Origin of the sequence: Rhabdobacter roseus (genome assembly GCF_014202275.1) — a bacterium.
Lineage (GTDB): Bacteria > Bacteroidota > Bacteroidia > Cytophagales > Spirosomataceae > Rhabdobacter > Rhabdobacter roseus.
Genome location: NZ_JACHGF010000004.1, coordinates 462609 through 474810 on the forward strand (window position 1 = coordinate 462609; position 12202 = coordinate 474810).

At 53.4% G+C, this 12202-nt stretch carries 9 protein-coding genes; 6 read left to right on the top strand and 3 right to left on the bottom strand.

Annotated features, from left to right (window positions below; translation table 11 throughout):
• Positions 1–22: 22 nt before the first annotated feature.
• Entirely contained in the window at positions 23–757 is a 735-nt protein-coding gene (locus HNQ92_RS15970) for a LolA-like protein (protein ID WP_184175050.1), read from the bottom strand.
• A gap of 370 nt (positions 758–1127) precedes the next feature.
• Here HNQ92_RS15970 and HNQ92_RS15975 point away from each other — a divergent pair, with 370 nt between their 5' ends.
• Positions 1128–2501 (top strand): cystathionine beta-synthase, encoded by a 1374-nt coding sequence (locus tag HNQ92_RS15975; RefSeq protein ID WP_184175051.1) that lies wholly within the window; start codon positions 1128–1130, stop codon positions 2499–2501.
• Between the two features lie 102 nt (positions 2502–2603).
• Here the strand turns inward: HNQ92_RS15975 and HNQ92_RS15980 are convergent, their stop codons facing one another.
• On the bottom strand, positions 2604–4910 hold the full coding sequence (locus HNQ92_RS15980) for a TonB-dependent receptor (protein ID WP_343063007.1): 2307 nt from the start codon (positions 4908–4910) through the stop codon (positions 2604–2606).
• A 514-nt stretch (positions 4911–5424) separates the two neighbouring features.
• On the opposite strand from HNQ92_RS15980, the gene msrB reads away from it, so the two are divergent.
• From msrB to lolA1, 4 genes are all read left to right on the top strand, one after another.
• The gene (msrB, locus tag HNQ92_RS15985) at positions 5425–5862 is read left to right on the top strand and encodes a peptide-methionine (R)-S-oxide reductase MsrB (RefSeq protein ID WP_184175052.1); all 438 of its coding nucleotides are present in this window, start codon (positions 5425–5427) and stop codon (positions 5860–5862) included.
• Between the two features lie 95 nt (positions 5863–5957).
• On the top strand, positions 5958–6992 hold the full coding sequence (locus tag HNQ92_RS15990) for a quinone-dependent dihydroorotate dehydrogenase (protein WP_184175053.1): 1035 nt from the start codon (positions 5958–5960) through the stop codon (positions 6990–6992).
• 56 nt (positions 6993–7048) lie between these two features.
• A complete protein-coding gene (locus HNQ92_RS15995; protein ID WP_184175054.1) occupies positions 7049–9544 on the top strand; it encodes an FtsK/SpoIIIE family DNA translocase in 2496 nt (831 codons plus the stop codon).
• A 156-nt stretch (positions 9545–9700) separates the two neighbouring features.
• Positions 9701–10348 carry an outer membrane lipoprotein periplasmic chaperone LolA1 gene (gene lolA1 / locus HNQ92_RS16000; RefSeq protein ID WP_343063008.1) on the top strand — a complete coding sequence of 216 codons (648 nt, stop codon included), beginning with the start codon at positions 9701–9703 and terminating at the stop codon, positions 10346–10348.
• 90 nt (positions 10349–10438) lie between these two features.
• Here the strand turns inward: lolA1 and purQ are convergent, their stop codons facing one another.
• Complete coding sequence (gene purQ, locus HNQ92_RS16005) at positions 10439–11128, bottom strand: phosphoribosylformylglycinamidine synthase subunit PurQ (RefSeq protein WP_184175055.1); 690 nt, start codon at positions 11126–11128, stop codon at positions 10439–10441.
• Positions 11129–11305: 177 nt separating this feature from the next.
• Between purQ and HNQ92_RS16010 the strand changes: the two genes are divergently transcribed.
• Positions 11306–12199, top strand: a complete 894-nt coding sequence (locus HNQ92_RS16010; RefSeq protein ID WP_184175056.1) for a mechanosensitive ion channel family protein — start codon at positions 11306–11308, stop codon at positions 12197–12199.
• The last annotated feature ends 3 nt before the right edge of the window (positions 12200–12202 follow it).

The window sequence follows — 12202 nt, forward strand, 5'->3', positions numbered from 1 at the left end:
CCGGGAGGTACCTAAAAAAAACTTATCGCTTAAAATACTCGGGATTGATCGCCTCATTTATGGCGAGTGAGGCCGTCGTTACTTTAATGGCCTTCTTATCTTTGGTGTTAGTCTCGACGGCAGCGGCGGGGTACATAATTCCGTATTTGGACTTTGTATAATTGGAATAATCCGTTACGGTCTCGACGCCCCCTTCGAGTTGTTTTTCGCGAACAAGCAGCCCTGAACCGGCATCAAAATAAAGGTTGTATCGCACGTCTTTGCTCTGCAATTCTACCTGATGTACCGGCTTGCCGTTGAGGGTTTCGGTACCTACCAGCGTGGCCACGTAGCCGCGGGTTTGGTAGTTTAGGAAAGGCACCAACAGATCGTACATTTCGGCGCGCATGCTGGTCTGCTCGGCTTTGCCCAGGTCATTTACCTGGTACTTGGTCACCTTATCGCCGCTTCCGAGCGGGATCTTCAGCCAGCCATCGTTGCCCTTCACGGCGTAAACAAAGCCGCGCTTCATAATGATTTTCGACTTGTGCATGGCCTGCTCGGGCAGCGATACGTACACCTCGGCATCGTAGTCGGCCGAGGTACCTGCGCGGTAGGAGCGCTGCATCGAGTACGTTTTTATATTGTCCCAAAGGGCTTTGCCGCCGGTGGCGTCGTAGTACTTATTGAAGACGGAGTCGACCGTGATTTTGGATTGGGCCAGGGAAAGAGTGGAGCCAATAAGAATAAACAGAAGGGTAGAGAGGGTACTTTTCATGATACTTGGCTTGCTTTTTATGTACGTAATCGTGTATACTGGTAGCGGAGGGAAGCCTGTAAGGTAATACCCTTGCTGGTACTATTCAAACGAAAAAAAGCCGAACTTGTGTAAAGTATGCTTTCTTTTGAGGTACTTGGTCGGGTATTGCTTCACTTACTATACTAGATTTTACAAAAATTGTTCCAGTATGAGGAAAGGCCACCGCTGCGATTTTGCCCGGCCGCAGTCGATGACAACCGAAACGAACTGAGGAATTTCGGGGAGCTGTGAGCCGCAGCGCTCGTTGCGTTTTCGCCAGGTAGTGGAGGTACTTTGGACAGGTAGTTTAAAGCGTTTATTTTTTTTAAATAAAATCTCACTTAGAATTATGCAGTACTACAACTCAATCATAGAAACCATTGGTAACACGCCCCTGGTAAAGCTGCAGCGCGTTACGAAGGGAATTAAAGGTACCATCCTGGCCAAGGTAGAGTACTTCAATCCGGGTAATTCGGTCAAGGACCGCATGGCAATCCGGATGGTTGAAGATGCCGAGAAGGACGGTACCTTGCGGCCCGGCGGGACGATCATCGAAGGGACCAGTGGCAACACCGGCATGGGCCTGGCGCTGGCGGCCATTGCCAAGGGCTACAAGTGCATTTTTACGATGGCCGACAAGCAGTCGCAGGAGAAGATCGATATTCTGAGGGCGGTGGGCGCGGAGGTGGTGGTATGCCCTACCAACGTACTGCCCGACGATCCGCGCAGCTACTACTCGGTGGCCCGTAAGCTGAACCAGGATATTCCCAATTCGCTGTATCCCAACCAATACGACAACCCTTCCAACGCCATAGCGCACTACGAAACAACGGGGCCGGAGATCTGGCAGCAAACGGAGGGGCGCATTACGCACTTCGCTACGGGCGTGGGAACGGGCGGCACCGCCAGCGGTACCAGCAAGTACCTCAAGGAGCAAAAGGCCGAGGTAGTTACCCTGGGGATTGATACCTACGGGTCGGTTTTTAAAAAATACAAGGAAACGGGAATTTTCGATGAGAAAGAGATATTCCCCTACCTTACGGAGGGGATCGGTGAGGATATTTTGCCCAAAAACGTCGATTTTGATTTGATCGACCATTTCATCAAAGTTACGGATAAAGATGCGGCCATCATGACCCGCCGCCTGGCGCGCGAAGAGGGGCTCTTTGTGGGCTGGAGCTGCGGCTCGGCGGTGCACGGGGCGCTCGAGTATGCCCGGCAGTACTTATCCGACGATGACGTGATGGTGATTATCCTGCCCGACCACGGTACCCGTTACCTGAACAAAATCTATAACGATACCTGGATGAAGGACCACGGCTTTCTGGAACGTACCTACGCTACGGCCCGCGACATTGTCCAACAAAAAAATAGCCACGGCGCGCTCTTGACGGTCAGGACCGACACCAAAATAGACGAGGCCATCAGCCTGCTGAACCGGGAAAGTATCTCCCAGCTGCCGGTCGTGAATGCCGAGCAGGAAGTAGTAGGCAGCCTCACGGATTCGGTGATCCTGCACCGCCTGATCGAAAACCCAGAAGTACGTCAGCACACCGTAGAAGAGGTGATGGACAAGCCCTTTAAGTTTGTGGCCCTGGATAGTACTGTAGATACGCTTTCGTCGCTCATCGACCGGGAAAACAAAGCCCTGCTGGTACGGGATGAAGCCAATCGGGTACATATCATTACCCAGGCCGACCTACTGGCCGCCATGACGAGCTAAGGTTCGGGAAAGAGGATTCGTTCAAAAAGTCAGGGGGTACTTTGCCATAAACCGCAAAGTACCCCCTGACTTTTTTGAAAGCTCGTGAATGAGGCCGATCGACTAAGCGTCGTTGTCGCCGCTGGCGGAGATTTTACCAAATTTATACTGGAAGGTAAGGCCTACAAAACGGTTGGTGCGCTGCCAGAGCGAATTTTGCAGGTAGGTGTCGGTCCGGAGCTCGCTCTGGTAAATGCGCGACAGAAAAATGTCCTGCACGTTGAAGGAGACCGTACCCCGGCGCTCGAGGACGTCCTTGCGAAGGCCCATGTTGGCAATGAAAGTACCCTGGCGGGTTCCCTGCGCAATGGCCCGGGGGCCGTCGTAGTTGAGGTAGGCCGAAGCCCGCACGTTAAAAGGTAGTTGCATGAAGGCGTTCAGGTTGCCCGAGTAGCTCCAGGTTTGGTTGTCGATGTTGGCAATTTCCGAAACTACCTCACTCCGGAAAATACGTCCCGTCGCGTTGACCTTGATCTTCTCGCTGATTTGCCGGGAAAAGTCCGTCTCAAAGCCGTAGGCCATTTCCCGCCCTACGTTGTCGAAGCGCGAGTACGCAATCCCCTCTTCGTCGATGGTTCGAATGCGCGTAATGGCGTTGTTGGAGTAATCCACGAACATCGATGGGCCCCAGCCTCCTTTGTCTTTGTAGCTCGAGTAGCCCAGCTCGGCTTTGTGGGTATATTCCGGCGTGAGGTTCGGGTTGCCGCTCTGGATGTTGCGCGGGTCCGAAATGTCCGTGAACGGATTGAGCCGATCGGCCTGCGGGCGTTGTACCCGGCGGCTATAATTAAGCTTCACCAGCGTTTCGTCGTCGAGTTTTCGGGACAGGGCCAGGGTAGGTACCAGGTACAGGAAATGGGCCTTGAAAGATTGCTGACGGCTGATCTGATTGATGTGTTGGGTGGCGTCAGTGACGCGCAGGCCGCCCCGTATACCCCAGTCGCCGGTTTTTTGGGTGAAGGTCACGTAGCCGTTGTAGCTGGCGTCGCTGTACCCAAACTCATTGCTGGCGTTGGGATTGATCACAAACGTATCGGTGTCGGGAATATAGGTATAGAAGGCATTATTGGTAGTGCTGCTGTTCAGGCGGCTTCGCGCTCCTACCTCCAGCGTAGCTTTGGGCGTGATGGGCCAGGTGTAGTCGGCATTCAGAAAAAGCGCCTGCCGGTTATTCTGGCGCAGGCTTTGCTGCCGGAGGTCAAGCTCGTCCCAATCGCTCTGCTGGTCAAACTCCGAGCTACCGTTTGACTGCCCCTCGGAGTAGTTGGCCGTAAAGGTAAAGACGTGATCCTTGTCGCTGAAAAGATGGCGGTAATCCAGGTTGGCGTTGACGTTGTTGCCGCGTGAATTTCCGTTCGAGAGGCGGTCAAACTGCTGGATGAGCTCGCCATTCGGCAAGCGTGTTTCGTTGTGGTAGAAGTTACGGTTGTGATTTTGATCCTGCGAGTAGTTCACCACCACCCCCAGGCTGTTTTGCTCATCGAAGTCGTAGTTGACGCCCAGCCGCCCGAACAGGCTCGTGTTGCCGTCTTGTCCGTTTCCGTTCTGGTCCAGCCGGGTAGTGGTTTCGCCCAGGTAGTTTTCGCGCTGGAGCGTACGCCGGAAAAACCACTTGCGCTGCTGCGCGCTGCCCGACGCCCGGAGGCCCCATTTGCCTTCTTTATGGTTGATATAGCCTGAGCCATTGTTATTCCAGTTGTTACCCAAAGTACCCCGCAGGTTGCCGTTGGTACCTTTGATGCGGCTCTTGCGCGTGATGATGTCAATAACGCCCGAGGCCCCTTCGCCCTCGTACTTGGCGGAGGGGGTCGTCATGACGTCGATGCGCTCAATCAGCTCCGCCGGAAACGATTGAAGTACCGTGGGTAGGTCATTCCCGTACAGCGACGAAGGCTTCCCGTCGATCAGAACCACCACATTACCTTTGCCGCGCAGCATCGGGTTGCCGTTTTCGTCCAGCGACACCGAAGGTACCTTTTCCAGGAGCTCGCTCACGTTATTGCTCGTAGCCAGCAGATCCTTCCCTACGTTCACAATCTTTTTGTCAATGTCGTTCACAATCATGGTTTTTTCACCGCGTACCACCACTTCACTCAGCTCCTGGGCCGAGGCCGTGAGGCCAATAACCCCCAGGTCGGTGGTGCCGGCCTCGGTCGCTATGCTTACGTTGGAGACAAAGCGGGTATCATACCCCACAGTAGTGATGCGCAAGATGTAGTTGCCCGGAGGTACTTCTGGAATAGAGAACACACCGTTTTCATCGGCCATCACGCCGCTTACGGCCGTCGAGTCGGTACGGAGCAGGGCCACTGTGGCAAAGCTGGCGGGGGTATTTTTGGCGGCATCTACCACTTTTCCAATGACCTTCACCAAGTCTTTGGTTTCCTTGGCGGTCGCCGTTGTTGTATGAATAGTCGGGGGAGTTTCAGCGTACGTGCCCGGCCCTGCGGCCAGCATTCCTACCAGTCCTAGTACTTTAAATCCAGTTCTCACAAGCAACAATTTTATTTTTCAGAATTAATTGACCATTCAGAAGCCTTGCGCACACGGATACCTGCTCCACTCAGGATTGGATAGGGTATGTACCTGATGCTTCCGCCCCGGAGGAGGTTTTACCCTCAAGAGACGAAATCATGCGGCGACTGGCTTTAGTGGGGGGATGACTAAATAAGAAAAGTCCAATATCCGAATTTATACCTACACTTCATAATGAAATAGGAAAAAAATAAGAATAAGGGTACTTTTCCAAGAAATTATTTTCATTTAATAGGTACTCAAGGTACTTACAATCTATAAAGTACCTTCCCCCAAACGCTTTACGGCCTTTCGTTGTTGTAAAGCCAGCAAATAGCCCTAACGACCACGGTATAAAGCTGAAAAATAAATGAACTGGAACGACGTACTAAAATATGCTACCGAAGGTAGTCCTACTCCCCCGCAACGGGTCGAGAAAAGTGAAGCTGCGTGGAAAGCGCAGCTAAGTGCGGAAGAGTACTACATCATTCGCCAGAAAGGTACCGAGCGGGCTTTTACGGGAGAGTACTGCGAGCGGCACGAGCCGGGGCTTTACGCCTGCCGGGCCTGCGGCACGCCGCTATTTGACTCTACGGTCAAGTTTGAGTCGGGCACGGGTTGGCCGAGCTTCACCGAGCCCGTGGCGCCGGAGGTAATTCAGTACGACCTGGACACCAGCTACGGAATGCAGCGGGTAGAGGTGATGTGCAACGTATGCGATGGCCACCTGGGGCACGTATTCCCGGATGGCCCGGCCCCTTCGGGCTTGCGGTTTTGTATCAATTCGGCTTCTATTCAAAAAATATAATGCGCTAATCATAGAAAGGGAAAACCCGTACTCGTACGCTAAAAAATAAAGGACATTCCGCTTACCACTTGCTTTGAACCGTGTACCTTTGCGGAATGTACAAGTACCTTCTCTTACCCATCCTGTTCCTGTTTGATGCCGAGCGCGTCCACCATTTTGTGTGTGATGTACTACGGTTTGTGTACCGGCTTCCGCTGGTACCGGCCTTGCTTCGGAAGCTTTATACCTTCGAGCATCCATCGCTGGTGCAGGAGGTAGCGGGGCTGCGGTTTAAAAACCCCATTGGCCTGGCGGCGGGCTTCGACAAAAATGCCGAGCTGGTGGACGAAATGGCCGCGCTGGGGTTTGGTTACGTTGAGATAGGTACCGTAACGCCCCGGCCGCAGTCGGGCAACGATCGGCCCCGCTTGTTTCGCCTCAAAGCCGACCAGGGCCTCATCAACCGGATGGGCTTCAATAACAAGGGAGCGGGCGTAGCGGCCGCCAAGCTGCGCTACCGTCAGTCGGATATACTCGTGGGGGGGAACATCGGCAAGAACAAAGATACCCCCAACGAACGCGCCCTGGACGACTACCTGGAGTGCTTTCGGGCGCTGTATGACGCCGTAGACTACTTCGTCGTGAACGTCAGCTCACCCAATACGCCCGGCCTGCGGGAGCTGCAGGAAAAAGAGCCGCTCACGCAGCTACTTCGGGAGCTTCAGGCGCTGAATACCTCGCAACCCAAACCGAAACCGATCTTCCTGAAGATAGCCCCAGACCTGAACCTAAGCCAGTTGGACGACATCGTCGCGATCGTGAAGGGGTCGGGCATTGCGGGGGTAATCGCCACCAATACCACCATTGGGCGCAAAGGATTACACACGCCCGCCGCCGAAGTGGAAAAAATCGGAGCGGGTGGGCTGAGCGGTCAGCCACTCAGGTACCATTCCACGGAAGTAATTCGTTACCTTTGTGCCAAATCCGAAAACGCCTTTCCCGTGATCGGTGTAGGGGGTATCGCCTCCCCGTCCGACCTGCTTGAAAAACGGAAAGCGGGGGCGGCCCTGTTTCAAGTGTATACGGGCTTCATCTACGAAGGCCCCGGACTCGCCCGCCGCCTTTGTAAGGCGTTGGTTTCGCAAGCTTGACCCTCAACGTTTTTATCTAGCAGTATAGCCATTGTGAGTATTAGACTACAGCCGTAATGTCCGAAAAGCCACCCCGAGGAAACACGCATCGACAGAAAGCACCGAAGGTAAACCAAGCGGCAGGCCAATTATCGTTCGACTGGAGACAAATTGTATCCAGCCCGAAGAGCATTCTGGCCTGGGGTACTTTCCTGATGCTGCTCGGCTTGTTACTGGAAATAGCCTTTCTTTCGTATATTTTTACCGGCACCGCTGACCAAAGCGTCGTAGACGCGCTGGGTGAGGAGCCCGTGCGTCACGTGGGCCGTCAGACCCGAAATCTGCTGGGACTTTTTGGGGCGACGGCATCGCAGATTTTCGTTTATCGCTGGTTTGGCGTAGCGGCCCTGGCGTTGCCCCTGGTACCTTTCTTCTCGGGCTGGAAGCTGGTTTTCGGAACGGAGCCGTTGCCGCTGGCGCGCACTACCCAGGAAATCGTTTTCTATACTTTATGGATCAGTGTCCTTATGGGGTACATTGTGCTCATGAGCGGGACCGAGCAGCGCCTGAGCTTTTTGTCGGGAGGGTTTGGGTACGAAGTCAATACGCTACTTTTCGATCTGCTACGCTGGGGTAGTATTCTGGTCATTGTGTTCGTGCTGTTCGTATTTGTGGTGTATTTCTATAATGTATCTTCTCCCGAGCGCTGGGGACAAAGTACCTCCTCGCCCTTGGAGACTGCGGTAGATGCCGAGCCCGCCGGGCCGACGACCGTAGTTGTGGAAGAGGAGGAAGAAAAACCAGCCCCTGCACTGACCAGTCTGCGGGCCGTGATGGAAGATACCTACGATGATGACGAGGACGTGCTCGACCCGGAGGAAGAGCAAGTACCACCCGCACCCGTGGTAGGTTTGGAAGTACCCTTTCAGCCCGAGCTAGAAATAGCTCCCGCGAACGCACTTCGCCTGGAGCTGGAAGTAGAGGAAGTACCTTTGCTGCCCGTAGAAGAGGAACCCGAAGGAGATGACATCAGCGAGCGGGTACTGCGGGAATTCGGGCAGTACGACCCCACAATCGACCTCCCCGCGTACCAATTCCCGACGGTGGATTTGCTGAACGAAATCAGTGATAACCATCAGGAGAAAGTGTCGCAGGATGAACTGGAAAGCAACAAGGAGCGCATCGTGGAGACCCTGAAGAGCTACGGAATCAACATTGCCAAGATCAAAGCGACCATTGGCCCTACCGTAACGCTCTACGAAATAGTACCCGAAGCGGGGGTACGTATCTCTAAAATCCAGAACCTGGAAAAAGACATTGCGCTGAGTCTGGCGGCTCTGGGTATCCGCATCATCGCGCCCATGCCGGGGCGGGGTACCATTGGTATTGAAGTACCTAACAAAAACCGCGAGACGGTTTTCATCCGCTCGGTATTGGGTAGTGAGCGTTTTCAGAAAAGTACCTACGACCTGCCCATCGTGCTGGGCAAAACGGTCTCGAACGAAATTCATATCGTCGACCTGGCCAAGATGCCTCACCTGCTCATGGCCGGAGCTACCGGCCAGGGCAAGTCGGTGGGATTGAACGTCATCCTGGCTTCGCTCATTTACAAAAAACACCCGGCCCAGCTAAAGTTTGTTTTGGTAGATCCCAAAAAAGTGGAGCTCACGCTGTTTAACAAACTCGAGCGGCACTACCTGGCCAAACTACCCAACAGCGAGGAAGCGATCATTACCGATACCAAAAAGGTAATTTATACGCTCAATTCGCTCTGTATCGAGATGGACTCACGCTATGACCTGCTGAAAGAAGCGGCCGTGCGGAACCTGAAAGAGTACAATGCGAAGTTTGTGCAGCGGCGCCTGAACCCGGAGAAAGGCCACCGGTTCCTGCCCTACATTGTGCTGGTGATCGACGAGCTCGCCGACCTCATGATGACCGCCGGCAAGGAAGTAGAGACGCCTATTGCGCGCCTGGCGCAGCTGGCGCGGGCGGTAGGCATCCACCTGGTGGTGGCTACACAGCGGCCTTCGGTCAAGGTGATCACGGGTTTGATCAAGGCCAACTTCCCGGCGCGGTTGTCTTTCCGGGTAACCTCCAGCATCGACTCCCGTACCATCCTCGACACCGGCGGAGCCGAGCAGCTGGTAGGGCAGGGGGATATGTTGCTGGCCATCAACTCCGACATTATCCGGTTGCAGTGTCCCTTCATCGATACGCGCGAAATCGAAGATGTTTGTGACTTTATTGGCAGCCAGCGGGGCTATGAGAGCGCCTACGCCCTGCCCGAATACGAGGGCGACGAAGCGAGTGAAGGACGCGCCGAGCTGGATGCCGAAGACTTTGACCCGCTGCTGGGCGAAGCCGCCCGCCTACTGGTGGCACATCAGCAGGGAAGTACCTCCCTCATCCAGCGAAAAATGAAGCTGGGCTACAACCGGGCGGGACGCATCGTGGACCAGCTGGAGATCACGGGCATCGTAGGGCCCTTTACAGGAAGCAAGGCACGGGATGTACTTTTCCACGATCTGGAAAGTCTGGAGCAGCACCTGCGGTCGCTGGGGATTGCCTAAGGTACTTCATGGCCATTCCGAGAGGACTGAAACATCCCAAGGGGTACTTGCGTTTAAACTTTGGGCAGGCGGCGTAGTCCAACGGAGCGAATGAGGAAGTACCTACCCCGTGTTATACAGAAAACCATAATCAATCTTTTATTTATTTACATACACATGAAAAGTAAAATCGTTTTTTTAATGCTGGTATTGGTGGGAGCAATGGCCGTCATGGTGGAGCCAACCCAGGCGCAGAATGATAAAAAAGCGGCGGAGATTCTGGATGCGATGAGCAATAAGTACAAGAATATGAAGTCGTTTCGGGCGCAATTTACCTATAGTCCCGAGGGAGGCAAATCCATGAAAGGGGACGCCACGGTGAAAGGCACGAAGTTTCGCCTGAAAATGGCCGGACAAGAGATCTTCAACGACGGAAGTACCATGGCGACCTACATCAAGGAAACCAACGAAGTAAACCTGCAAGACTTCGACCCCAGCGAAACCGGTGACCTTAACCCTACGCAGATCTATACCGCGTACAAGAAGGGCTTTAAGTACCGCTTTGTGCAGGAAGTAAAGGAAGGCGCTCAAACCTACGAAGTAGTAGAGCTACAACCTACGGGAAAAAATAGCCAGGTAGCGAAGGTGGAGATTCGGGTTAATAAAAACGATAAGTCCATCAAAAGCTGGAAAATTACCCAAAAAAGCGGACAACAAGTGACCTACCGGGTCGACAATTTTGAGCCCGAAGTCAACGTGGCCGATAGCCATTTTGCTTTCAACCCTAAGCAATACCCCGGCGTGGAAGTAGTGGATCTTCGGTAAAGGATTTTATTCATCATCGACAAGCAGAAACGCGGGCGGCCCAAAAGGTCGCCCGCGTTTCTGTTTTAGCAGGGTACGTGGAAGGGTACCTTACACGAGTACATTCAGTACCTGCTCCAGGATGAGCTTGCCGTCGGTATTTCCCAACGCTTCGTCGGCGGCGCGCTCGGGGTGGGGCATTAGGCCGAATACATTACGGCTTTCGTTACAAATCCCCGCGATGTTTTCCAGGCTGCCGTTGGGGTTGGCGGCTTCGCTTACGTTTCCCTGGGCGTCGCAGTAGCGGAAAAGTACCTGCTCTTGGTCGTTGAGTTTCTTCAACGTATCCGCATCGGTAAAGTACCTACCTTCGGCGTGTGCAATGGGTACCCGGTAGGCACGTTCCTGATCCAACCCTGCCGTCAGCAACGACTGGTTCGTTTGGGCTTTGAGGTGAATATTGCGGCAGATAAATTTTTGCTCGATGTTGCGGAGCAGTACGCCCGGCAGCAAATGGGCTTCGCAAACGATCTGGAAACCGTTGCAGATGCCCATTACGTAGCCACCCCGTTTGGCGTGTTGAATCACCTCGTTCATGATGGGGGAGAAGCGGGAGATTGCCCCTGAACGCAGGTAATCTCCGTAGGAAAACCCACCGGGCAGGATAACGAAATCACACCCTTGCAAGTCGTGGTCTTTGTGCCACAATTTGATTACCTCTTGCCCCAGGTTGTGTTGAAGCGCAAAAACGGTATCATCGTCACAATTGGAACCAGGAAAAACTACTACTCCGAATTTCATATCTTACTACAAAAAAATGGATGGGCTATTGATACGGCAAAGATAACAGTTTAGCCTGAGGAATTGGCAAAAGTGGCTCAATTCTAGGGCTAAATACCAGACGCCAGAGAACCATAAAGGCATATGGTTGGTAGTATACAGAGCGAAGTTTTGATTTTTTACATTAACTGAAGCACTATGTGGTTGCCCGTTTCGGAATTCATTACCCCTATTATTAATAAACTGACCCTATGGTACAAAGGTGCCCTCTCGCTGGTACCCAACTTCATCCTGGCGGTTCTGGTCGTCGTCTTGTTTAGTTTTCTGGCCAAGTACGCCCGGCGGTTTGTTACCCGCATGATGAGACGGATGTCACACAATATTTCCCTCGTCAACCTGGTATCGGCGCTCACGCGCGTAGTCATCGTCGCCGTCGGGCTGTTCTTTGCGCTGGGTATTCTGGGGCTGGACAAAACCGTGACTTCCCTGTTGGCCGGGGCCGGGGTTATTGCGCTGGCCATTGGGTTTGCGTTTCAGGACATTACCTCCAACTTCATCTCGGGTACTTTTATTGCCTTGCAGCGGCCCATCCGCATTGGTGACGTGGTCGAAACGAAAGATTATTTTGGCAAGGTGAAATCCATTAATCTACGGTCGGTCATTATTGACAATTTCGCTGGTCAGGAAGTAGAGATTCCCAGTAAGGAAATATTTCAGAACCCGATCAAGAACTTCTCCAAGTCGGGCGAGCGACGTATGCAGATCGACTGCGGTATTTCCTACAGCGACGACCTGGCGGAAGTACAGCGGGTGGCCGTAGCCGCCGTAGTGGCCCTGGACTTTGTCCGTACGGATAAGCCGGTCGAGCTGCACTTTACCGAATTCGGAGACAGCAGCATCAATTTTCTGCTGTGGTTCTGGCTGGACCAAACCAAGGCGGGTCCACCCCTGGCCAAAAGCGAAGCCATCAAAGCCATCAAAACGGCTTTTGACGCTCACGACATCAGCATTCCGTTTCCCATCCGTACGCTGGAGTTTACGCCTAACGCCAATAGTGTGGAGGTATCTATGCTCAGCGAGCAGGAAAAGTAAGTT